Source organism: Streptomyces sp. NPDC126503, assembly GCF_040302405.1.
Lineage (GTDB): Bacteria > Actinomycetota > Actinomycetes > Streptomycetales > Streptomycetaceae > Streptomyces > Streptomyces gulbargensis.
In genome coordinates, this window is record NZ_JBEORS010000004.1 from 278,441 (window position 1) to 301,920 (window position 23,480).

Annotated in this window: 18 protein-coding genes; 7 read left to right on the forward strand and 11 right to left on the reverse strand. The window is 71.4% G+C overall.

The genetic code is table 11. The features are described 5' to 3' along the window. Positions 1 to 61 precede the first annotated feature (61 nt). Positions 62 to 3,601, reverse strand: coding sequence for a DNA polymerase III subunit alpha (dnaE, locus tag ABTY40_RS08230; protein WP_352058755.1), 3,540 nt, complete (start codon positions 3,599 to 3,601; stop codon positions 62 to 64). 165 nt (positions 3,602 to 3,766) lie between these two features. On the opposite strand from dnaE, the gene ABTY40_RS08235 reads away from it, so the two are divergent. The 3 genes from ABTY40_RS08235 (at position 3,767) to ABTY40_RS08245 (ending at position 6,731) form a co-directional block, all read left to right on the forward strand. Beyond that, on the forward strand, positions 3,767 to 5,104 hold the full coding sequence (locus ABTY40_RS08235) for a DUF2252 domain-containing protein (protein WP_352058756.1): 1,338 nt from the start codon (positions 3,767 to 3,769) through the stop codon (positions 5,102 to 5,104). Between the two features lie 70 nt (positions 5,105 to 5,174). Continuing rightward, positions 5,175 to 5,861 (forward strand): hypothetical protein, encoded by a 687-nt coding sequence (locus ABTY40_RS08240; protein ID WP_352058829.1) that lies wholly within the window; start codon positions 5,175 to 5,177, stop codon positions 5,859 to 5,861. 54 nt (positions 5,862 to 5,915) lie between these two features. Continuing rightward, positions 5,916 to 6,731 (forward strand): DsbA family protein, encoded by an 816-nt coding sequence (locus tag ABTY40_RS08245; protein WP_352058757.1) that lies wholly within the window; start codon positions 5,916 to 5,918, stop codon positions 6,729 to 6,731. 73 nt (positions 6,732 to 6,804) lie between these two features. Here ABTY40_RS08245 and ABTY40_RS08250 read toward each other — a convergent pair whose 3' ends face one another. Then, positions 6,805 to 8,349: an outer membrane protein assembly factor BamB family protein gene (locus ABTY40_RS08250; RefSeq protein ID WP_352058758.1), complete on the reverse strand. Its 1,545-nt coding sequence runs from the start codon at positions 8,347 to 8,349 to the stop codon at positions 6,805 to 6,807. A 186-nt stretch (positions 8,350 to 8,535) separates the two neighbouring features. Here ABTY40_RS08250 and ABTY40_RS08255 point away from each other — a divergent pair, with 186 nt between their 5' ends. Further along, entirely contained in the window at positions 8,536 to 10,185 is a 1,650-nt protein-coding gene (locus tag ABTY40_RS08255) for an alkaline phosphatase D family protein (protein ID WP_352058759.1), read from the forward strand. 347 nt (positions 10,186 to 10,532) lie between these two features. Next, the gene (locus ABTY40_RS08260) at positions 10,533 to 11,522 is read left to right on the forward strand and encodes a zinc metalloprotease (RefSeq protein WP_345281073.1); all 990 of its coding nucleotides are present in this window, start codon (positions 10,533 to 10,535) and stop codon (positions 11,520 to 11,522) included. A 54-nt stretch (positions 11,523 to 11,576) separates the two neighbouring features. Here ABTY40_RS08260 and ABTY40_RS08265 read toward each other — a convergent pair whose 3' ends face one another. The 6 genes from ABTY40_RS08265 to ABTY40_RS08290 all read right to left on the reverse strand — a co-directional run bounded on the left by ABTY40_RS08265 (position 11,577) and on the right by ABTY40_RS08290 (position 16,708). Then, complete coding sequence (locus tag ABTY40_RS08265) at positions 11,577 to 12,152, reverse strand: dienelactone hydrolase family protein (RefSeq protein ID WP_352058760.1); 576 nt, start codon at positions 12,150 to 12,152, stop codon at positions 11,577 to 11,579. A 231-nt stretch (positions 12,153 to 12,383) separates the two neighbouring features. Then, the gene (locus tag ABTY40_RS08270; RefSeq protein ID WP_345281077.1) at positions 12,384 to 13,970 is read right to left on the reverse strand and encodes a Na+/H+ antiporter; all 1,587 of its coding nucleotides are present in this window, start codon (positions 13,968 to 13,970) and stop codon (positions 12,384 to 12,386) included. Between the two features lie 115 nt (positions 13,971 to 14,085). Continuing rightward, positions 14,086 to 14,559: a GNAT family N-acetyltransferase gene (locus ABTY40_RS08275; protein ID WP_352058761.1), complete on the reverse strand. Its 474-nt coding sequence runs from the start codon at positions 14,557 to 14,559 to the stop codon at positions 14,086 to 14,088. After that, positions 14,556 to 15,497 (reverse strand): RluA family pseudouridine synthase, encoded by a 942-nt coding sequence (locus tag ABTY40_RS08280; RefSeq protein WP_352058762.1) that lies wholly within the window; start codon positions 15,495 to 15,497, stop codon positions 14,556 to 14,558. The genes ABTY40_RS08275 and ABTY40_RS08280 overlap by 4 nt, the downstream gene beginning before the upstream one ends. 29 nt (positions 15,498 to 15,526) lie before the next feature. Then, positions 15,527 to 16,093 (reverse strand): signal peptidase II, encoded by a 567-nt coding sequence (gene lspA, locus ABTY40_RS08285; RefSeq protein ID WP_352058763.1) that lies wholly within the window; start codon positions 16,091 to 16,093, stop codon positions 15,527 to 15,529. A gap of 147 nt (positions 16,094 to 16,240) precedes the next feature. Then, complete coding sequence (locus ABTY40_RS08290; RefSeq protein WP_352058764.1) at positions 16,241 to 16,708, reverse strand: TraR/DksA family transcriptional regulator; 468 nt, start codon at positions 16,706 to 16,708, stop codon at positions 16,241 to 16,243. Between ABTY40_RS08290 and ABTY40_RS08295 the strand changes: the two genes are divergently transcribed. Both ABTY40_RS08295 and ileS read left to right on the forward strand, forming a co-directional pair. Then, a complete protein-coding gene (locus ABTY40_RS08295; protein ID WP_352058765.1) occupies positions 16,677 to 17,408 on the forward strand; it encodes a hypothetical protein in 732 nt (243 codons plus the stop codon). The two genes, ABTY40_RS08290 and ABTY40_RS08295, sit on opposite strands and share 32 nt — an antisense overlap. Positions 17,409 to 17,942: 534 nt before the next feature. Continuing rightward, positions 17,943 to 21,086, forward strand: coding sequence for an isoleucine--tRNA ligase (ileS, locus tag ABTY40_RS08300; protein ID WP_352058766.1), 3,144 nt, complete (start codon positions 17,943 to 17,945; stop codon positions 21,084 to 21,086). A gap of 213 nt (positions 21,087 to 21,299) precedes the next feature. Here ileS and ABTY40_RS08305 read toward each other — a convergent pair whose 3' ends face one another. The 3 genes from ABTY40_RS08305 to ABTY40_RS08315 form a co-directional block, all read right to left on the reverse strand. Next, a complete protein-coding gene (locus ABTY40_RS08305; RefSeq protein WP_352058767.1) occupies positions 21,300 to 22,370 on the reverse strand; it encodes a DivIVA domain-containing protein in 1,071 nt (356 codons plus the stop codon). A 55-nt stretch (positions 22,371 to 22,425) separates the two neighbouring features. After that, positions 22,426 to 22,716, reverse strand: coding sequence for a YggT family protein (locus ABTY40_RS08310; RefSeq protein ID WP_309054120.1), 291 nt, complete (start codon positions 22,714 to 22,716; stop codon positions 22,426 to 22,428). Positions 22,717 to 22,794: 78 nt separating this feature from the next. Then, the gene (locus ABTY40_RS08315; protein WP_309054121.1) at positions 22,795 to 23,415 is read right to left on the reverse strand and encodes a cell division protein SepF; all 621 of its coding nucleotides are present in this window, start codon (positions 23,413 to 23,415) and stop codon (positions 22,795 to 22,797) included. Between the last annotated feature and the right edge of the window lie 65 nt (positions 23,416 to 23,480).

Here is a 23,480-nt window from a genome sequence, read left to right on the forward strand (position 1 = left end):
GCCGCGGCAAGGCAAAGGGGCGCGCCCGTGACGACGGGCGCGCCCCTTGCGCGTGCGGGGGTCAGCCCGCCAGACAGGACGGGCCGAGCAGCACCTTCAGGTCGCCGAAGAGGGCGGGGTCGGGCTGGACCCGGTGGCGGTCGAGCCGCAGGACGGTGGTGGTGCGGGGGCCCTGGAGCTTGATCCGTACCTCGGTGTTGCCCCTGTGGTGCTGGAGGATCTCGCCGAGCCGGCTGACCATCGGCGGGGTGACCTTCAGCGCCGGGATGGTGAGGACGACGGGCGCGTTGGTCCCGGCGTTGGACAGGTCGGGGACCATCAGCTCCATGGCGACCAGCCGGGGCACGTCCTCCCGCTTGTCGAGGCGGCCCTTGACGAAGACGACGGCGTCCTCGACGAGCTGGGTGGAGACCAGCTGGTAGGTGGCGGGGAAGAACATGCACTCGATGGAGCCGGCGAGGTCCTCCACGGTGGCGATGGCCCAGGCGTTGCCCTGCTTGGTCATCTTCCGCTGGAGGCCGGAGATGATGCCGCCGATGGTGACGACGGCGCCGTCGGCGTGCTCGCCTCCGGTGAGCTGGGAGATGCCCGCGTCGGTCTTGTCGGAGAGGACGTGCTCCAGACCGAAGAGGGGGTGGTCGGAGACGTACAGGCCGAGCATCTCGCGCTCCTGGGCGAGCAGGTAGGACTTCTCCCACTCCACCTCGGAGAACTCGACGTCGAGTCCGAAGCCGGGCTCGCTGCTGTCCTCGTCGCCCATGCCGCCGAAGAGGTCGAACTGGCCCTCGGCCTCCTTGCGCTTGACCGCGACCACGGTGTCGATCATCGGCTCGTGCTGGGCGACCAGGCCCTTGCGGGTGTGGCCCATGGTGTCGAAGGCGCCGGCCTTGATCAGCGACTCGACGGTGCGCTTGTTGCAGACGACGGCCTCGACCTTGTCGAGGAAGTCGGGGAAGGAGCTGTACTTCCCCTTGGCCTTGCGCGTCTTGATGATCGACTCGACGACGTTGGAGCCGACGTTGCGGACGGCGGTGAGGCCGAAGAGGATCACGTCGTCGCCCTGGGCGGCGAAGTTCGCCTCGGACTCGTTGACGTTCGGCGGGAGCACCTTGATGCCCATGCGCCGGCACTCGTTCAGGTAGACGGCGGACTTGTCCTTGTCGTCCTTGACCGAGGTGAGCAGGGCCGCCATGTACTCGGCCGGGTGGTTGGCCTTGAGGTAGGCGGTCCAGTAGGAGACGAGGCCGTACGCGGCGGAGTGGGCCTTGTTGAAGGCGTAGCCGGCGAAGGGGACCAGGACGTCCCAGAGGGCCTGGATGGCCTCGTCGCTGTAGCCGTTCTTCTTCGCGCCGGCCTGGAAGATGGTGAAGTTCTTCGCCAGCTCGTCGGGCTTCTTCTTGCCCATGACGCGGCGGAGGATGTCGGCCTCGCCGAGCGAGTAGCCGGCGATGATCTGGGCGGCCTTCTGCACCTGCTCCTGGTAGACGATCAGGCCGTAGGTGACGTCCAGGACCTCCTTGAGCGGTGCCTCCAGCTCCGGGTGGATCGGCGTGATCTCCTGCTGGCCGTTCTTGCGCAGCGCGTAGTTCGTGTGCGAGTTCATGCCCATCGGGCCCGGGCGGTAGAGCGCGGACACGGCGGAGATGTCTTCGAAGTTGTCGGGCTTCATCAGCCGCAGCAGGGACCGCATGGGCCCGCCGTCGAACTGGAAGACGCCGAGGGTGTCGCCGCGCTGGAGCAGCTCGAAGGTCGTGGGGTCGTCGAGCGGCAGGGCGAGGAGATCGATGTCGATCCCCTTGTTGGACTTCACCATCTTGACGGCGTCGTCCATGATCGTGAGGTTGCGCAGGCCGAGGAAGTCCATCTTCAGCAGGCCGAGCGACTCGCAGCTCGGGTAGTCCCACTGGGTGATGGTGACGCCGTCGGTGTGCCGCACCCAGACGGGGACGTGCTCGGTGATGGTCTCGCTGGACATGATGACGCCGGCGGCGTGCACGCCCATCTGCCGGACCAGGCCCTCGACGCCCTTGGCGGTGTCGATGACCTTCTTCACGTCCGGCTCGTTCTCGTACATCGCCCGGACCTCGCCCGCCTCGCTGTAGCGGGGGTGCGAGGGGTTGGTGATGCCGTCGAGGTCGATGCCCTTGCCGAGGACGTCGGCGGGCATGGCCTTGGTGATCCGGTCGCCCATGGCGTACGGGTAGCCGAGGACGCGGGCGGAGTCCTTGATCGCGTTCTTGGCCTTGATCTTGCCGTACGTGCCGATCATGGCGACCTTGTCGGCGCCGTACTTCTCGGTCACGTACCGGATCACCTCGACGCGCCGGCGCTCGTCGAAGTCGATGTCGACATCGGGCATCGAGATGCGCTCGGGGTTGAGGAAGCGCTCGAAGATCAGGCCGTGCGGGATCGGGTCGAGGTCGGTGATGCCGAGGGCGTACGCCACGATGGAACCGGCCGCCGAGCCACGGCCCGGGCCGACGGCGATGCCCTGCTTCTTCGCCCACATGATGAAGTCGGCGACGACGAGGAAGTAGCCGGGGAAGCCCATCGAGATGATCGTGTCCATCTCGTACTCGACCTGCCGCATGCGGTCCTCGGGGATGCCGTCCGGGAAGCGGCGGTGCATGCCCCGCATGGTCTCCTCGCGGAACCAGCTGACCTCGGTGTAGCCCTCCGGGATGTCGAACTTGGGCATGAGGTTCTTGGCCTCGAACATGCCCTCGGTGGTGACCTGCTCCGCGACCAGGAGGGTGTTGCGGCAGCCCTCCTGCCAGGCGTCCGAGGAGTCGATGGCGTACATCTCCTCCGTGGACTTCAGGTAGTAGCCGGTGCCGTCGAACTTGAAGCGGTCCGGGTCGGAGAGGTTCTTGCCGGTCTGGATGCACAGCAGGGCGTCGTGGGCCGTGGCCTCGTGCGCGTAGGTGTAGTGCGAGTCGTTGGTGACCAGCGGCGGGATGCCGAGCTTCTTGCCGATCTCCAGGAGTCCGTCGCGGACCCGGCGCTCGATCTCGATGCCGTGGTCCATCAGCTCCAGGAAGTAGCGGTCCTTGCCGAAGATGTCCTGGTACTCGGAGGCGGACTTCAGGGCCTCGTCGAACTGGCCGAGGCGCAGCCGGGTCTGCAGCTCGCCGGAGGGGCAGCCGGTGGAGGCGATCAGGCCCTCCGACCACTGCGCGATGGTCTCCTTGTCCATCCGGGGCCACTTCTGGAGCCAGCCCTCCTTGTAGGCGTCGGAGGAGAGCCGGAAGAGGTTGTGCAGTCCGGTGGCGTTCGCCGCCCAGATCGTCTTGTGGGTGTAACCGCCCGAACCCGAGACGTCGTCCTTCTTCTGGTGCGGCTGGCCCCACTGGATCTTCCGCTTGGTCCGGCGGGACTCCGGCGCGACATAGGCCTCGATGCCGATGATCGGCGTCACCCCGGCCTTCTTCGCGCTGTGGAAGAAGTCGTAGGCCCCGTGCAGGTTGCCGTGGTCGGACATGGCGATGTGCGTCATGCCCATCTCGTTGCACGCGTTGAACATGTCCTTCAGCCGCGCGGCACCGTCCAGCAGCGAGTACTGGGTGTGGACGTGCAGGTGCGTGAAGGGCGGCTTGGTCACGGCGGGAGGTCTCCGTAGCGGTCACGGGGGTGGCTGGGGGGACCGTGGAAGTCTACGTCGCTCCGTCCGCCGCACGCGGGCACTCGGCGGTACGGTCGCACGTTGGAACGCCTGGAACACGTGTCCCATATGTCATGAACGGCTTTTCCCCAGGAGGCACCCTCGATGTCGGTCCCGCAGCCCACCGCGCAGGAGCGCGGTGAGCACATCCTCGCCGTCTTCGACACCGCCTTCGGTGCCCTGCTCGCCGCCGACCCGGCGGCCTTCCGCGTCAAATTCCGGAAGATGGCCGGCTCCGCCTTCGCCTTCTACCGGGGCACGGCCTGCCTCTTCTACGCCGACCTGGAGGACGAGGCGCACGGTGGCCCGTACCTGGACGAGCGGACCGGCCGGGTCTGGATCCACGGCGATCTCCACGCCGAGAACTTCGGCACCTACATGGACGCCAACGGCCGGCTGGTCTTCAACGTCAACGACTTCGACGAGGCCTACGTCGGTCCCTTCACCTGGGACCTGAAGCGGCTGGCCGCCTCCCTGGCGCTCCTCGGTTACGCCAAGGCGCTCTCCGACGAGCAGATCACCCACCTGGTCCGGATCTTCGCCGCCGCCTACCGGGAGCGGATCCACGCCCTCGCCACCGGCGCCGGGCACGACGAACTGCAGCCGTTCACGCTGGACACGGCCGAGGGCGCGCTGCTGGGCGCGCTGCGCGAGGCCCGGTCCCTGACCCGGTTCGGCCTGCTGGCGTCGATGACGGAGATCCGCGACCACGAGCGCAGGTTCGCGCCCGGCGGCGGCTCGATCGAGCTGGACGCGGCGACCCGCTACAAGGTCCTGGCGGCCTTCGACGGCTATCTGGAGACCCTGCCGGAGGCCTCGCTCGTCCGGCCCGACTCGTACCGGGTGAAGGACGTCGTGGGACGGCGCGGGATCGGCATCGGCTCGGCCGGCCTGCCCTCGTACAACATCCTTCTGGAGGGGCACAGCGACGCCCTGGAGAACGATGTCGTGATCTATCTCAAGCAGGCGCAGACCCCGGCGGTCTCGCGGCACGTGAAGGACGCGGCGGTGCGGGACTACTTCCTGCACGAGGGGCACCGGACCGTGATCTCGCAGCGGGCGCTGCAGGCGCACGCCGATCCCTGGCTGGGCTGGACGGAGATCGAGGAGGAGGGCCGGCGCACCGGGCAGCTGGTCGCGGAGGTCTCGCCCTACGCGGTGGACCTGGACTGGGCCGACATCGACGACCCGCAGGACATCGCGGCCACCGTCGCGGACCTCGGCCGGGCGACGGCGGCGATGCACGCGGCGGCGGACGACTCCAGCGGCCACTCGCTCGTGCCGTTCTCCACCGAGCGCGCGATCGACGCGGCCATCGCCGCCGACGAGGAGGGCTTCCCCGAGCTCCTGGTGGATTTCGCCCACGGCTACGGGGCGCGGGCGAGGGCCGACCACCAGATCTTCGTCGACCTCTTCCGCAACGGCCGGATACCGGGGCTGTAGGGCGGCGGACGGCCGTACACAGCTTCCGCTTAGGGACGCCTTACGGACCGGCATGGCACACTCCACGACGATGGACATGGCAGGGACGCAGCTGAGGATGCTGCGGGCGGCGTTCTTCACGGCACTGGCCGTGACGCTGTCCGTGGCGTCGCACGTGCTGCTCTCGGGCGCGCCGCTGCCACTGGGGACGGTGGTCCCGGTCGCGGGCGGCGTCTTCGCCGCGGCGTACGCGCTGGCCGGCCGGGAGCGCGGATTCGGCCCGATCGCCGGGCTGCTGGTCCCGCTGGAGCTGGCGGCGGACACCCTCTTCACCAGCGGGCAGACCGTCTGTTACGGCCCCGCGGGCGGCCCCGTCGCCGGTTCCCTGCGCTCGGTGGGCGTGGAGGTCTTCTGCGGCGGGGCCGTGGGCGGCCCGCTGCCCGGCGTGGCGGCGCCCGGGAGCGCGGCGGCCGCGGGCCTGCTGACCTCGCCGAGCCCCGCGCTGCCCTGGCTGCTGCTCGCCGCGCACGTCGGTGTGGGCCTTGCCGCCGCGTGGTGGCTGCGCGGCGGGGAGCGGGCGCTGGTCCGGCTGCTCGGCGCGGCGGCGGCCCGCGCGTTCCGGCCGCTGCTGCTGGTGGCGGCCCTCTTCCGCACGGGTGGGCGGGCTCCGCTGCGGGCCGGGCGGCCCGCGGGTCCGGCCCGGTCCTCCCGCACCCGGCTTCTCGTGCACTCGGTGGGGCGGCGGGGGCCGCCGCTGCCGGGCCTCGCTGTCGTCTGAGCGAGCCCCGCGGCTCCCCTTCCCTTTTCCCACCGTTCCACGGAGATCACGATCATGAGTGCACGCAACAGCCAGGCCAGCAAGGCAGCCGCCCGCGAGCGGCTGCGCGTCGAGCGCGAGCGCCAGGCGAAGAAGGACCGGACGCGCCGGCAGGTGACCGTCGGCGTCTCGGCCGTGGCCGTCCTGGCCGTCGCCGGCGGCATCGGCTACGCCGTCGTGCAGGCGAACAAGCCCTCCCATTGGGAGGCGGCGGCGAAGGCCACGGCCGTGACCGCCCCGAAGAACACCACGGGCACCGACGGCACGACCGTCGTCATCGGCAAGGCCTCGGCGAAGAAGACCCTGGAGCTGTACGAGGACTCGCGCTGCCCGGTCTGCGCGACCTTCGAGCAGGCGGTGGGCCCGACGGTTGAGAAGGACGTCGAGGCCGGCAAGTACAAGATCAAGTACGTCGGCGCCGCCTTCATCGACGACATGGACCAGGGCGAGGGCTCCAAGAACGCCCTGTCCGCCCTCGGCGCGGCGCTGAACGTGAGCCCCGAGGCGTTCCTGTCGTACAAGGCCGCCCTCTACTCGGCCCGGTTCCACCCGGAGGAGAGCCAGGACAAGTTCGCCAAGGACTCCTACCTCCTGGAGGTCGCGGACTCCGTCCCGGCGCTCAAGAGCAACGCCGCGTTCAAGAAGGACGTGGAGGACGGCACCTTCGACGCCTGGGCGATGAGGATGTCGAAGGCCTTCGACGCCAGCGGGGTGAAGGGCACCCCGACGCTGAAGATGGACGGCAAGCCGGTGACGGTGGCGGGTTCGGACAACCCGCCGATGACCCCGGAGCAGTTCCGGACGGCGGTCGACGCGGCCCTGAAGGGCTGACGCGTCCCCGCCCGTCCGCGTTCCCCCCGCGGCTCCGGCCCGCCGTGCGGCGGGCCGGAGCGGCCCGGGTGGGTCAGGGCGCGGGGGCGAAGGACAGCATGCGGGGTTCGCGCCGGGCGTCGTCCCCGTCCAGGTTCGCGGGGGTGAGAACGAGCCGGTCGCCCGCGTAGGCCCGCTCCCCCAGGACGCCCATCCCGAACTCGTACGGCGCGGTGGCCACCGGCAGCTTCAGGACGTCCTTCATCGTGTCCACGCCGCCCGGCCCGATCCGGAAGATCCGCCCGGGCCTGCTGCTGGTGCCCAGCTCGTGGACGAACCCGACCTTGCCCGGCACGGCCCGGAGGGGGAAGTAGCCGTACGAGGTCGCTTCCGACTTCACTCCCCACGCGAGCCTGCCGGTCGCGAGGTCGTAGGCGCCCACGCGGTCGGTCCCGCCGAGGACCACGATGCCCGGGCCGACGACGGCCTGCGCGCACGCCTGCGCGTTGCTGCTGGTGTCGACGGAGTCCCCGCAGTGGGTGAAGCCCTTGGGGCGGGGGTCGATGGTCCGCAGGGCCTTGCCGCCGGGACCGAGGGCGACGATCCGCCAGTCCTTCGCGCCGTTCTCCCTGGTCGGCGTGGTGATCACCACCGGTTCCTCGGAGAGGACCTGGCCGATCACCCGCCCCGGTGCGGTCCGGTACCGCCACCGCACCTTGCCGGTCTCCGGGTCGAGCTCCCGCAGACCGGCGTACGCCTTCGCCCCGGCGGTGATCGCGCAGTCGTCGAGCACCAGAAGCCGGATGCCGCCCGCGACCCGGCCCGGGTGGCACCTGCCGGGCTGCTCCATCGGGATGTCGTAGAGCTTGTTCCCGTCGTCCACCCGGTACGCGGCCGCCGACATGCTCTGGACGACGGCCAGGGTGCCGCCGGTGATGGCGGTGTCCACCATGATCGTGTCGTCCGTCCCGCCGGTCTCGACAAGTCTCTTGTGCCAGCCCGCCGTCCCCTTCCTCAGGTCGATCATCTGGAGCCGGTTGCACCGGGTGCCGGTCCAGGCCTCGACGTTCTGCAGGACGATGACGACCTTGCCGTCGGGGGTGGGGTGGACCGGGGTCTCGCAGACGGGGGTCGGCAGGGCGACGCTCCACAGTTCGGCGCCGTCGCTCAGCCGGTGGGCGACGACCTTCTTGTACACGGCCTGGACGGCGGTGTCCCCGACGATCCACAGGTCCTCGGTCCGGATCTGCCGGCGGGGCAGGTCGGTCCGGTCGTCCACGATCCAGGCGCTCGCCTCCCCGGACAGACGCTTCCGCGCGATCTCGTCGTTGCCCGGGACGCGGGTCCGCTGCGGGCCGGGCCGGGCCGTCGCCGGACCGGGCGCCGCCGTGGCGGGAGGCCGGCCCGACGGGGTGGCCGTGGGCGCGGCGGCCGACGGGTCCGGGCCGCCGCGCGCACCGAGGACGTACCCGCCGACGCCGGTGAGCAGGGCGAGGGCGAGGAGGCCGGCGACGAGCGGGCCGCGCCGGCGTCCCCGGTACGGCCCCGGGGGCGGCGGCGGACCGAACCCCGCGGGCGCGTACGGGTTGCCGGGCGCCGGCCGGGGCGGTGGCCGGTCCTCGTACCAGGGTTGCGACATGGTTCTCCCCCTCCTGTCGCCGCGCGCTTCCGAGTCAGATTCTAGAAAGGCGTTCTGATTTCGCCCCAGGTTAGCGGGTCGGGCGGCGACCTCTTCGCGGACCCCCGCGTCCGCGCGGCGAAGCCTCGGCGAACTTTCCGGAATTCGCCTGACCGCCCGTCAAACCGGTCAGTAATCTGAGCGCCCGTGACCAGTCGTTTCATATCTCCCGCCCCCAGCCGCCGCACGGTCGTCAAGGCCGCCGCGGTCGGCGCCGTCGCCGTCCCCGTCCTCGCGGGCGCGGCCTCTCCGGCCCTCGCGGCCACCGGGGCGACCGCCTTCCTCCACGGGGTCGCCTCCGGTGACCCGCTGCCCGACGGCGTCCTGCTCTGGACGCGCGTCACCCCCGCCCCGGAGGCCGTGCCCGGCTCCGGTCTCGGTCCCGATGTCCGGGTCGACTGGGAGCTGGCCGAGGACCGCTCCTTCACCCGGGTCGTCGCCACCGGTGCCACCACCGCGAGCGCCACCTCCGATCACACGGTCAAGGCGGACGTGCGGGGCCTGCGCCCGGCCACCGCCTACTGGTTCCGCTTCCGGGTGGGCGACACCGTCTCGCCGGCCGGTCGCACCCGCACCGCGCCCGCACTCGACGACGCGGCGCCCGGCGTGCGCTTCGGCGTGGTCTCCTGCGCCAACTGGGAGGCCGGCCACTTCGCCGCGTACCGCCACCTCGCCGCCCGCCCCGACCTGGACGCGATCCTCCACCTGGGCGACTACCTGTACGAGTACGGCAGCGGCGTCTACCCGAAGGCGGCGTACGGGGTCCGGGCGCACGAACCGCGCCACGAGATCGTCTCGCTGGCCGACTACCGCGTCCGGCACGCCACGTACAAGACGGACCCGGACCTCCAGGCGCTGCACGCGGCGCATCCCTTCGTGGCCATCTGGGACGACCACGAGTTCGCCAACGACGCCTGGACCGGCGGGGCCGAGAACCACACGCCGGGCGCGGAGGGCGACTGGGCGGCCCGGGTGGCCGCCGCCAAGCAGGCGTACTTCGAGTGGATGCCGGTCCGCACCTCCACGGAGGGCACGGTCTTCCGGCGGCTGCGCTTCGGCAGGCTGGCCGATCTGCACCTGCTCGACCTGCGGTCCTTCCGGTCCGCCCAGGCGAAGACGGGTTCCGGTTCGGTCGACGACCCGGACCGGACGCTCACCGGGCGGGCCCAGCTGGACTGGCTGAAGGCCGGGCTCGCCGGTTCGGACGCGGCCTGGCAGCTGGTCGGCACCTCGGTGATGATCTCGCCGGTCGCCTTCGGCTCGCTCCCGGCGCACCTCCTGGAGCCGATCGCCGAGCTGATGGGCCTCCCGAAGGAGGGGCTCGCGGTCAACGTCGACCAGTGGGACGGCTACACCGACGACCGCAGGGAGCTCTTGACCCACCTCACCTCGCGGGCGATCCGCAACACCGTCTTCCTGACCGGTGACATCCACATGGCCTGGGCGAACGACGTGCCCGTGAAGGCGGCGACCTACCCCTTCTCGGGGTCGGCGGCCACCGAGTTCGTGGTCACCTCGGTCACCTCGGACAACCTGGACGACCTGCTGCGCGTGGCTCCCGGGACGGTCTCGGTGGTGGCGACCGGCGCCGTCCGGGCGGCCAACCGGCACGTGAAGTGGGTGGACATGGACCACCACGGCTACGGGGTCCTGGACGTGACCGCCGAGCGGGCGCAGATGGACTACTACACGGTCTCCGACAAGCGGGATCCGGCCGCGACCACCTCCTGGGAGCGCTCCTACCGCACGCTCAGCGGAACGCAGCGGGTCGAGCGGGTGTACCAGCCGGTGCGCTGAGGCGAAGACTTGACCGACTGACGGTCCCTCAGGGTCGATTTTCGGCCATGATCGATCGTGTTAACAGAAGATCACATCGTCACGGCGGGTGGCGTGTTCCGGTAGATCGAATCCGGACACACCACCCGCCTTCATGCCTCCGGGTGTTACGTCCACGTCTCAAACTCCGGAATGGGCGCAATTTTTTCTTCCCGATGCCCCTAATTGCGCGCTGAATGATTGGGCTTGAACGATCCTGCTGGCGGCCTGACATGAACCCGTAATCTCCCCGCCGTGGCGAGGAAGTACCTCTCCACCACCCCCCGCGAGGAGTCACCGTGCGTGCTCTTGTCCGTATAACGCCGCGTATGTCACGTCGTATGCTCGGCACCGCCGTCCTGGCCGGAACCCTGGCCCTGGCCCCCTTCTCGGCCCCGTCGACGGCCACCGCCAAGTCGACGGATCTGGCCACCGGCACCTCGGCCGAGGAGTGCGTGGACACCCACGAGGACCACGGCCACGAGGCCTTCTCCGGCGCCCGCAAGTCGCGCGGGGCCGCCACCCAGGCCGTCGAGCCCAACGAGGTCAGCGCCGCCAAGGCCAAGGCCATGGACGCGGATCTGGCCAAGCGGCTGGAAGCCGCCCGTGCCAACGGCCGGGCCACCGCCACGGCCGGTGCCACCGCGGTCACCATCCCCGTCTACTTCCACGTCGTCCACAGCGGCACCACGGGCAAGCTGAGCGCCACCGACATCAGCAACCAGATGAACGTGCTCAACTCCGCCTTCGGCGGCCAGGGCACCGGCAACGTGAACACCAACTTCCAGTTCTCGCTGGCCGGCACCACCTACACGGACAACGCCACCTGGTACAACCTGTCCTCCGGCTCCACCGCCGAGAAGCAGATGAAGCAGACCCTCCGCCAGGGCGGCGCCAACGCGCTGAACATCTACACCGCCAACCTCAGCGGCGGCCTGCTCGGCTGGGCGACCTTCCCGTCCTCCTACCAGTCCAACCCGTCGATGGACGGCGTCGTCCTCCTGGACAAGTCCCTGCCCGGCGGCTCGGCCGCCAACTACAACCAGGGCGACACCGCCACCCACGAGGTCGGCCACTGGATGGGCCTCTACCACACCTTCCAGGGCGGCTGCACGGGCAACGGCGACTACGTCGCCGACACCCCGGCCGAGAAGAGCGCGGCCTACGAGTGCCCGACCGGCCGTGACACCTGCGCCTCCAAGGCCGGCGTCGACCCGATCCACAACTTCATGGACTACACGTACGACGCCTGCATGTACCAGTTCACCGCGGGCCAGGTGACCCGCATGAACGACCACTGGGTCGCGTATCGCGCCTGACACCCCGTCGCCACGGGCGAAGGCCCCCGGGAATCCCGGGGGCCTTCGCCCGTGTCAGCCGTCCAGCCCTTCGAGGAAGGAGAGCGCGACCGCCCAGGTCCGCTCGGCCGCGTCGGCGTCCCAGTCGGGCAGCTCCGGGTCGGTGTAGAGGTGGCCGGCGCCCCGGTAGCGGTAGATCTCGACGTCCGCCCCGGCCCGGCGCATCTGGAGGTACCAGGCGGAGAGCCAGTCGTCCGTCTCGAACGGGTCGGGCTCGGCCACGTGCAGCTGGACGGGCAGCTCGTCCACCGCCACGTTCGGCGCGAGGTCCGAGGTGCCGTGGAGCAGCAGGAGCCCGCGCGCCTTCTCGTCACCGAGGGCGAGGGTCTGCGCCACCGAGGCGCCGAAGGAGAAGCCCGCGTAGACGAGCCCGCGCTCGGAGTACGGGGCGGCGGCCAGGATCGCGCGCCTCAGCAGCTCGTCCTTGCCGATCTCGTCCCGCTTGGCCATGCCCTCCTCCACCGACTCGCTCGTCCAGCCGTCGAAGAGGTCCGGCACCCACACCCGGTGCCCGGCGGCCCGCAGCCGGTCGGCCGCGGCCCCGACGGCCGGGCGCAGCCCGTGGACCGAGTGGAAAAGCATGATGTCCATACGCGCCATCCTGCCACCCGCGCCGGAGAACCCCCGCCGGACGGCCCCGGGGCGGGGACGGCTCCCGCGCGGGAGCACGGTGGCCGGATCCGTACGGCAGGAGGCCGGGGCGCGCCCCCGGACGGAGCGGTGGCCGGATCCGTACGACAGGAGGTCCGGGCGCGCTCCCGGACGGAGCCATGGCCGGATCCGTACGACGGGGGTGGTCGCGCGGGCGGCGCGCGTACCGCCTCAGTGCATGCTGCGGACGTCCAGCTGCCGCAGCACGCGGTCCACCACCTCGGGGTCCACCCCGGGCTCGCTGCGGGCGGCGAGCACCTCGTGCCGGGCCGCCGACATCAGCTCCCGCTGGATCCGGTGCACCGCCTTCAGCCGCGCCGCACGTTCCGCGTACGCGGCCCGCCGCTCCTCGTCCACCATGTCGGGGCTGATGCGCGCCCCGATGTCGAAGGCCCCGCGGTGGAGGCGCTCGCGCACCTCGTCCGGCAGGTCCTCGACCTCCTCGATCTCCTTGAGCCGCCGCTTGGCGGCCCCGGCCGCGCGGACGGCCAGGGCGCGTTCCATCGCCCGGTCGGCGTCCGCGTCGGCCCGCACCCCGAGCCGGCGGACCAGCCAGGGCAGGGTGAGCCCCTGGAAGACCAGGGTGGCGATGATCACGCAGAAGGCGATGAAGACGATCTCGTCCCGGCCGGGGAAGGGCGCCCCGTCGTCCGTGCGGAGCGGGATGGCGAGGGCGAGGGCCACGGAGGCCACCCCGCGCATCCCGGCCCACCACATGACGACGGTCTCCCGCCAGCTGACCGGGATCTCCTCGTCCACGTCCCGGCGGGTGTGCAGCCGCTTCGCCAGCCAGGTGGCGGGCAGCAGCCAGAGCAGGCGCACGCCGACCACCACGGCGACGACGGCGGCGCCCCAGCCGAGCATCTCGGGGCCGCGCCCCTCGGCCACTCCGAAGACGTGGATGAGTTCGAGGCCGATGAGCCCGAAGGCGATGCCGGTGACGAGGGTGTCGACGACCTGCCAGAAGGTCTGGCCCGCGAGCCGCCCCATGACGTCGTCGGCGTCGACCGCGTGCTCCGCGAGGAAGAGGGCGGTCACGAGGACCGCGAGGACCCCGGAACCGTGCAGCTCCTCGGCGAGGACGTAGCCCACGAAGGGGACGAGGAGCGTCAGACCGGTCTGGAGCGTGGGGTCGCCCAGGACGCCGATCAGCTTGTTGGAGAGCCAGCCGAGGCCGAGACCCACGGCGACCGCGACCACGCCGGAGAGCACCAGCTCACCGGCCGCCTCCGGCCAGGAGAAGTGGCCGGTGACGACGGCGGTGATCGCCACGTGGTAGAGCACAATCGCGGTGACGTCGTTGAAGAGGCCCTCGCCCTCCAGGATCGACACCAGCCGGCGCGGCAGGCCGAGCGACCCGGCGACGGCGGTGGCCGCGACCGGGTCGGGCGGGGCGACGAGCGCCCCGAGCGCGAGGGCGGCGGCGAGCGGGAGACCGGGGACCAGCGCGTCCGCGACGGCGCCCACGACGGCCGTGGTGACGAAGACCAGGGCCACCGCGAGGAGGAAGATCGGCCGCTTGTTGGCCGCGAACTGACGCCAGGAGGTGCGCTGGACGGAGGCGTAGAGCAGCGGTGGCAGGACCAGCGGGAGGATGTACTGCGGCGGGATCTCGACGTTCGGGACGAACGGCAGCAGGGCGAGCACGATCCCGACGAGGGTCATCAGGACCGGTGCGGGCAGTCCGAGCCGCTCACCGAGCGGCACGGTGAGGACGGCTCCGAGCAGCAGCAGGAAAAGAAGGGCCAGTTGATCCACGGGCCCCACCTTGTCACGAACGTCCGTTTTCTCCGCCATGACCCCCGGGCGCGTGCCCCGGGGGGCGCGGCGGACGGCGGGGGCGGAGGGCACGGAGGCCGCCGCTCCGCGCGGATCAGACGCGCAGGGCCTTGCGCATGGCGCGGTGGGGCATCCCGGCGTCCGGGAACTCGGGGCCGTACGCCACGTACCCGAGCCGCTCGTAGAAACCGAGCGCCTGGGTCTGCGCGTGCAGGTCCACCGCGCCGAGACCGCGCTCGCGCGCCGCCTCCTCGACGGCCCCGACCAGTGCCGCGCCGACGCCGAGGCCGCGGGCGGCCCTGGTGACCGCGAGCCGGCCCAGGGAGCCGACGGCGGCGTCCGCGCCGGTCTTCGCGATCGCGTCCGCGCCGTACAGCAGGCGCCCGGTGCCCAGCGGTACGCCGTCCGCGCGGACCGCGAGGACGTGCACCGCGGTCGCGTCGTACGCGTCGTACTCCAGCTCGGGCGGGACGCCCTGCTCCTCGACGAAGACCTCGCGCCGGACCGCGAAGCAGGCCGCGCGGTCCTCCTCCCCGACGGCCTGCCGAACGGTGAGGCCGCCCGTCACCGGCTCTCCGCCTCGATCCGGTCCAGGGCGGTCCTGAGGTCGGCCGGGTAGGTGCTCTCGAACTCGACCCACTTCCCGTCGCCCGGGTGCTCGAAGCCGAGGCGGACGGCGTGCAGCCACTGCCGGGTGAGGCCGAGCCGCTTGGCCATGGTCGGGTCGGCGCCGTAGGTGAGGTCACCGACGCAGGGGTGGCGGTGGGCGGACATGTGCACCCGGATCTGGTGGGTGCGGCCCGTCTCCAGCTTGATGTCGAGCAGCGAGGCCGCACGGTACGCCTCGATGAGGTCGTAGTGGGTGACGGAGGGCTTGCCCTCGGCGGTGACCGCCCACTTGTAGTCGTGGTTCGGGTGGCGGCCGATCGGGGCGTCGATGGTGCCGCTCATCGGGTCCGGGTGCCCCTGGACGAGCGCGTGGTAGCGCTTGTCGACCGTGCGCTCCTTGAACTGGCGCTTGAGCGAGGTGTACGCGTACTCCGACTTGGCGACCACCATGAGGCCCGACGTGCCGACGTCGAGGCGGTGCACGATGCCCTGGCGCTCGGCGGCGCCGGAGGTGGAGATGCGGTAGCCGGCGGCGGCCAGACCGCCGATGACGGTGGTGCCGGTCCAGCCGGGGCTGGGGTGCGCGGCCACGCCGATCGGCTTGGTGATCACGACGATGTCGTCGTCGTCGTGGACGATCTCCATGCCCTCGACGGGCTCCGCGACGATCTGCACGGGCGCGGGCGCGCCCGGCATCTCGACCTCGAGCCACGCGCCGCCGCTGACCCGCTCGGACTTGCCGACGACGGCGCCGTCGACCTGGACCTTGCCTGCGGCGGCGAGCTCGGCCGCCTTCGTACGGGAGAACCCGAACATGCGGGCGATGGCGGCGTCGACGCGCTCGCCCTCCAGGCCATCGGGAACGGGCAGGGTGCGGATCTCGGGACTCGTACTCACCCGTCGAGTATGCCTTGTGCCGGGAGTGGTCAGTCCTTGTGGACGGTGCCGTCGGGGTCCAGGCCCCGGAAGGACAGCAGGACGATCAGGATGCCGCCGCACACGATCGCGGAGTCCGCGAGGTTGAAGACGGCGAAGTGCGCCGGGGCGATGAAGTCCACGACCGCGCCCTCGAAGACGCCCGGGGAGCGGAAGATCCGGTCGGTGAGGTTGCCGAGCGCACCGCCGAGGAGCAGGCCGAGGGCGATGGCCCAGGGCAGGCTGTAGAGCTTGCGGGCGAGCCGGATGATCACCACGATCACCACGGTGGCGATGCAGGTGAAGATGATCGTGAAGGCCTCGCCCATGCCGAAGGCGGCGCCCGGGTTCCGGATCGCCTCGAAGCGCAGCAGGTCACCGATCACCTTGATCGGCTCGCGGCCCTCCAGCTTCTCCACGACCAGGATCTTGCTGCCGAGGTCGAGGAGGTAGGCCACGACGGCCACCAGGAACAGGGCGAGGATCCGGCGCCTGCCCTTCGGCCGCTCCACGGGGACGGCCGACTCGTCGGCCCCTGCTGAATCCGGCGTACCGATGACGCTCTCCGCCTCTGCCACTGAGTGAGTCCCTCGAACCTCGATGCCTGACCGTGCACCGAGGGTACGGCACGGCCCCCCGCCACCGGCAGCCCGGACCTGCTCCCGCTCCGGGCCCGGGTGCCGCGCCGCCCGGGCCCGGAGCGCGCCCGATCCGAGAGGAGGGCCTCAGCCCCGGCGCTCCTGGCGCTGCTTGTCCTCGACGCACAGGGTGGCCCGGGGGAACGCCTGCATGCGCGCCTTGCCGATGGGCTTCCCGCAGATCTCGCAGAGTCCGTAGGTGCCGGCGTCCAGCCGTTCCAGGGCGTGCTCGGTCTGCTCCAGCATCTCGCGGGCGTTGGCGGCGAGGGCCAGCTCGTGCTCCCGGGTGATGTTCTTGGTGCCGGTGTCGGCCTGATCGTCACCGGCACCGTCGCCCGAGTCCCGCATCAGGCCGGTGAGCTCCTGCTGCGAGTGCGCGAGCTCGGTGCGCAGGCGCGTCACCTCCGCCTGGAGCACGCCGCGGGCCTCCGCGACCTCCTCCGGCGTCCAGGGATCCTCGCCGGGGCGTACCGCGAGCTCCCCGGCGCGGGCCGGGGGCACCGCCGCCTCGTCCTCGACGGTCGTGACGCCACCCGCGGTCTTCTTCGCTGCCACCGTCCTGGCTCCTGTCTGCTGCTTCGCGGCGCCCGCCGTCCTGGCGGGCGCCTTCCTCGCCCCGGCCTTCCTGGCCGTGGTCCTCTTCGCCGGGGCCGACGGGGCCCCGGAGGTCTCCGGCGTCCCGGGGGGTGCGGCGGACCCGGCACCGGCCGTGTCCGGGGTGTCCGGGCCCGTCGGCCCGGCCCGGTCCTCGGGGGGTACGGCACGGGCGGCCGGTTCGCCGGCCGGCGGCGCCTTCTTCGCGGCCCTCTTCCGCGCGGGGGTCTTCGGGGCGGCCCGCGCGGACTCCGCCTCGCCGGCCCGTTCGGCCGCGGCCTTCTCCGCCGGGGCCTTCCGCGCCGCCGTCCTTCCGGCGGCCGGCGGCGCCTTCGGGGCCGCCTTCGCCGGATCCGTCCGCTCGGCGGCGGCCTTCTTCGCCGTGGTCCTCCCGGCGGCCGTCCGTTTCCCCGCCGGCTCGGCCGCGGCCTTGTCCGCCGCGGACGTCCCGGCCGTCCTCCCGCGCGCGGGGGCCGCCGTGGCCGTCTTCCTCGCGACCGCCGACTTCTTCCCCGCCACGTCCTTGCCGTCCACACCCGCGCCGGCGGAACCGGCGGCGGTGGAGGCGGCCCGGGCTCCCACCGGGGCCTTCGAGGCCGTCGGGGACTTCTTCGCGGCGGTCTTCTTCGCCACCATGTCGCGGCCCCTTCACATTTTGTGATCTTGCTCGCGAATCGTGCTGGGACGATAAATCGGCCCACGGTCCGCGGCAACGGGGCACGCCGCCGTTCCCGCCCACCCCGGTACCCCACGGGACGGGCCTGCCTCCGTTGTGCCCCGCTCACCGCCCGGTAATCCGCCCCTGCCCCTCCCCCACATGGCCGTATCCGAACTCCGGGGCGCCCCGTGTGGCCATTCGGGTCACCGGGGAGCGGGGAAAAGGACGTGCGGCGCGGTGCCCCGCGCCCCGTACACTGGGGCGTAGCGAGAGGCTTGGATGGGGACGAGTAGCGTCGTACGCAGCCATGAGCGACCCGGGGACGGTGAGAGCCCGGGGGCGAGCCCGATGTGAAGCATCACCCCGGAGCTGCCGGAAGAAAGCCGCGGGTCACCGCGGTGACTAGACCCGGCGTCGCGATCCCAATGAGGGGGCTCAGGGTGTCCGCGCCCGGGGTCAAGGAGGGTGGTACCGCGGGAGCAGAGCTCTCGTCCCTCCGACGGAAGAGAACCGTCCGTCCGGAGGAGAGTCCGCCGCATGACACCGCCGCAGTACCGTCAGGTGCCCGCCCAGGTCGACCTGCCCGCGCTCGAGCACGCCGTGCTCGACTTCTGGCAGGAGAACAAGGTCTTCGAGAAGACCCTGGAGCAGTCCGCAGGCCGCCCCGAGTGGGTGTTCTACGAGGGCCCGCCCACCGCCAACGGCATGCCCGGCGCCCACCACATCGAGGCCCGCGTCTTCAAGGACGTCTTCCCCCGCTTCCGGACGATGCGCGGCTACCACGTGGCCCGCAAGGCCGGCTGGGACTGCCACGGCCTGCCGGTCGAGCTCGCCGTCGAGAAGGAGCTCGGCTTCTCCGGCAAGAAGGACATCGAGGCGTACGGCATCGCCGAGTTCAACGCCAGGTGCCGCGAGTCCGTGACCCGCCACACCGACGCCTTCGCCGAGCTGACGACCCGCATGGGCTACTGGGTCGACCTGGACGACGCCTACCGGACGATGGACCCCTCGTACATCGAGTCGGTCTGGTGGTCGCTGAAGCAGATCTTCGACAAGGGCCTGCTGGTGCAGGACCACCGCGTCGCGCCCTGGTGCCCCCGCTGCGGCACCGGCCTGTCGGACCACGAGCTGGCCCAGGGCTACGAGACGGTCGTCGACCCCTCCGTCTTCGTGCGCTTCCCGCTGACCTCCGGCCCGCTGGCCGGCAAGGCGGCCCTCCTCGTCTGGACGACGACCCCGTGGACCCTGGTGTCCAACACGGCGGTCGCCGCCCACCCCGAGGTCACCTACCTGGTCGCCACCGACGGCGACGAGAGGCTGGTCGTCGCCGAGCCGCTCCTGGAGAAGGCGCTCGGCGAGGGCTGGGTGACCACCGGCGAGTCCTTCACCGGCAAGGACATGGAGCGCTGGACCTACCAGCGCCCCTTCGAGCTGGTGGAGTTCCCGGCCGAGGCGCACTTCGTCGTCAACGCCGACTACGTGACCACCGAGGACGGCACCGGTCTGGTCCACCAGTCCCCCGCCTTCGGTGAGGACGACCTCAAGGTCTGCAAGGCGTACGGCCTGCCGATGGTGAACCCGGTCCGCCAGGACGGCACCTTCGAGGAGGAGCTGCCGCTGGTCGGCGGCGTCTTCTTCAAGAAGGCCGACGAGGCGCTCACCGCCGACCTGGAGGCCCGCGGCCTCCTCTTCCGCCACGTGCCGTACGAGCACAGCTACCCGCACTGCTGGCGCTGCCACACGGCGCTGCTCTACTACGCGCAGCCGTCCTGGTACATCCGGACGACCGCCGTGAAGGACCGCCTGCTCCAGGAGAACGAGCGGACCAACTGGTTCCCCGAGTCGGTCAAGCACGGCCGCTTCGGCGACTGGCTGAACAACAACATCGACTGGGCGCTCTCCCGCAACCGCTACTGGGGCACCCCGCTGCCGATCTGGCGCTGCGAGGAGGGCCACCTCACCTGCGTGGGTTCGCGTGCCGAGCTGACCGAGCTGACCGGCACGGACCAGTCCGGGCTCGACCCGCACCGGCCGTTCATCGACGACGTGACCTTCACCTGCCCGGCCGACGGCTGCGCGCTGGAGGCCGTCCGGGTGCCGGAGGTCATCGACGCCTGGTACGACTCGGGCTCGATGCCGTTCGCCCAGTACGGCTACCCGTACCGGAACAAGGAGCTGTTCGAGAGCCGCTACCCGGCCCAGTTCATCTCCGAGGCCATCGACCAGACCCGCGGCTGGTTCTACACCCTGATGGCCGTCGGCACCCTGGTCTTCGACAAGTCCTCGTACGAGAACGTGGTCTGCCTCGGCCACATCCTCGCCGAGGACGGCCGCAAGATGTCCAAGCACCTGGGCAACATCCTGCAGCCGATCCCGCTCATGGACCAGCACGGCGCCGACGCGGTCCGCTGGTTCATGGCGGCCGGCGGCTCCCCGTGGGCGGCCCGCCGGGTCGGCCACGGCACGATCCAGGAGGTCGTCCGCAAGACCCTCCTGACGTACTGGAACACGGTCGCCTTCCAGGCCCTCTACGCCCGTACGTCGGGCTGGGCCCCGTCGGCCGCCGACCCGGCCCCGGCCGAGCGCCCGGTCCTCGACCGCTGGCTGCTGGGCGAGCTGAACACGCTCGTCGCCGAGGCCACCGAGGCCATGGAGTCGTACGACACGCAGCGGACCGGCAAGCTCCTCTCGGCCTTCGTCGACGACCTGTCCAACTGGTACGTGCGCCGCTCGCGGCGCCGGTTCTGGCAGGGTGACGCGTCGGCGCTGCGCACCCTGCACGAGGTCCTGGAGACCGTCACCCGGCTGATGGCCCCGCTGACCCCGTTCATCACCGAGCGGGTCTGGCAGGACCTGGTCGTGCCCGTCACCCCGGACGCCCCCGAGTCGGTCCACCTGGCGAGCTGGCCGGAGGCGGACGCGGCGCAGGCCGACCCGGCCCTCTCCGAGCAGATGGTCCTGGTCCGCCGGCTGGTCGAGCTGGGCCGCGCCACCCGCGCCGAGTCCGGGGTGAAGACCCGTCAGCCGCTGTCGCGGGCGCTGGTCGCCGCCTCCGGTTTCGCCGCCCTGTCGCCCGAACTGCGGGCGCAGATCACGGAGGAGCTGAACGTCTCCTCCCTGGCGTCCCTCTCCGAGGTCGGCGGCAGCCTCGTCGACACCACCGCCAAGGCGAACTTCCGGGCCCTCGGCAAGCGCTTCGGCAAGGGCGTCCAGGACGTGGCGAAGGCGGTGGCCGCGGCCGACGCCGCCGCCCTGTCGTTGGCGCTGCGCTCCGGTGAGGCCTCGCTGGAGGTGAACGGCGAGCGGGTGACCCTCTCCCCCGAGGAGGTCATCATCACCGAGACGCCGCGCGAGGGCTGGTCGGTCGCGTCCGACGCGGGCGCGACGGTCGCCCTGGACCTGGAGATCACTCCGGAGCTGCGGAAGGCGGGCCTCGCGCGGGACGCGATCCGGCTGATCCAGGAGGCGCGCAAGAACAGCGGCCTGGACGTGGCGGACCGCATCGCGCTGCGGTGGTCGTCGACGTCGGAGGAGACGGTGGAGGCGCTGTCCGCGCACGCGGAGCTGATCGCGGAGGAGGTGCTGGCGACGGAGTACGGGCAGGGCGAGCCCGACGACTCCTTCGGCCCGGCCTTCACGGACGAGCCCCTCGCCCTCACCTTTCACCTCCGCAAGTCCTGACCCACCCCTCTCCCGAAGGGCCCGGCTTCCCCGAAGCCGGGCCCTTCCCCGTACCCCCGCCGTGGGCGGTCGTCCCGCCGGGGTCAGCAGGGGAGAAGGACGACGGGTGGGCCGAGGGACCCGCGCGTACGCCGAAGGGCCGGCTCCCGGGTGGGGAGCCGGCCCTTGGGGCTGCCGACCGGTGCGCGCCTCAGCGCGCGGGGGGTCGCCGCGTCAGTTGTCGTCCTCGTCGATGAGGAACCCGCGCATCGGCGCCGGCGCCTGCTGCATCGGCTGCGGAGCCTGCGGCCGGACCGGTGCCATCGGCTGGGTCATCGCCGGCGACATCTGCTGCTGACCGCCGTAGGACGGGGCCCCACCCATGGACGGCGCACCGCCCATCCCGCCGTTGCCACCGTAGGACGGCGCGCCCGCACCGGCCGAGGCCATGGACGGGGACGGCGGCAGGGAAGCCGTCGCCGGGGTCCGCGGCGGGGCCAGCGAGTCGTCGGCCTGGGTCTCCAGCTGACGCAGCTGCGACTCGAGGTACGACTTCAGGCGCGTGCGGTACTCGCGCTCGAAGCCGCGCAGGTCCTCGACCTTGCGCTCCAGCGTGGCGCGGGCGGACTCCAGGGAGCCCATCGCGACGCGGTGCTTCTCCTGCGCGTCCCGCTCAAGAGCGTCCGCCTTGGCGCGGGCGTCCCGCTCCAGGCCCTCGGCGCGCGAGCGCGCCTCGCCGACGATCTTGTTGGCCTCGGAGCGGGCCTCGGCGATCGCCTGGTCGGCGGTCTGCTGGGCCAGCGAGAGGACACGCGCGGCGCTGTCGCCACCCGGGCCCTGGGCCGGCTGGGGCATCTGCTGCTGCTGCGGGTGACCCATGGGGCCGCCCTGCATCGGGCCGGGACCCATCGGGCCGCCCTGCATCGGGCCGGGGCCCATGGGCCCGCCCTGCATGGGACCCGCGGGAAGCTGGGGAGCACCGGAAGGCAGCTGCGGCGGGCCCATCTGCGGCGGCTGCTGCTGGACCGGCGGTCCCGATATGGCGGCGGGTACCGGGGCCCCGGGACCGACGGGACGGTCCTGCTGCTCCGGAGGCTTGCGCATGTTCTGCTGCTGCTGGTTCTGCGCGGCGGCACGCGTCGCGGCGGCCAGCTTGGCGCGCAGGTCCTCGTTCTCGCGGAGCAGGCGGGTCAGCTCGGATTCGACCTCGTCGAGGAACGCGTCGACCTCGTCCTCGTCATAGCCTTCTCGAAGGCGGACGGTCGTGAACTGCTTGTTCCGCACGTCCTCGGGAGTCAGCGGCATCTCTTCTTCACCTCTACGTAGTCGTCGGCAGTCGGCAGGACCGTATCGTCCACACTCACCTCGCGAAGCTGCTCACGATGGAGATCAGGATGTAGACGATGATCATCAGAACGAAGAAGGACAGGTCGAGTGCCACGCCCCCGAGACGCAGCGGCGGGATGAACCGCCGCAGAAGCTTGAGCGGTGGATCGGTGACAGTGTAGGTGGCCTCCAGAACGACCACCATCGCCTTTCCGGGTTGCCATGAACGGGCGAACTGGAAGACGTAATCCATGACGAGCCGGACGATCAGGAAGACGAGGAAGCACATCAGCACGATGTAGACCACTTGTAGTGCGACGCCCATCCCGCGTTTCCCTCTCCCCTGGCTCTCGTGCTCTCACTTGTTCCGGCCGCTCGCGGCCGGTCCGTCCGGTCTCGTTTCTCAGCTCTGGTTGAAGAATCCGCCCTCTGCGATCCGGGCCTTGTCCTCCGCCGTGACATCGACGTTAGCAGGCGACAACAGGAACACCTTCTGCGTCACGCGCTCAATGCTGCCATGGAGCCCGAAGACGAGACCGGCGGCAAAGTCGACAAGTCGCTTCGCGTCGGTGTCGTCCATCTCGGTGAGGTTCATGATCACAGGGGTGCCCTCACGGAAGTGTTCCCCGATGGTACGGGCCTCGTTGTAGGTCCGCGGGTGCAGCGTGGTGATGCGGTAGGGCTCCCGCTCGGACACGACCTTGGGCATGATCACCGGTGCGTTCTTCTCCAGGCTCGGGCGTTCGGGTGTGATGGATGCCACGGGGGCAATTCGGGCCGGACGTCCGCTTTCGGCGAGTACCGGGACGGAATGGGCGACCGGTTCGCGCGGGGCGGGCGGCGTGGGGACGCGCACCGGCTCCTCCCGCTCGACCTGGCGCGGGGGGGTGTGACGCCGCTCCCGCTCGGGCTCCGGCTCCAGCTCGGGCTCGAAGTCGTCGTCGGGGTCGAAACCCCGGCCGTCGTACCCATCGTCCTCCACGAGGCCGAGGTAGACCGCCATCTTGCGCATCGCGCCGGCCATTCTCCGATTCCTCCGCTCTGTGGTGGATCGGTCCTCGTCACCAAGTTCCCGCGATCCACGTGGCC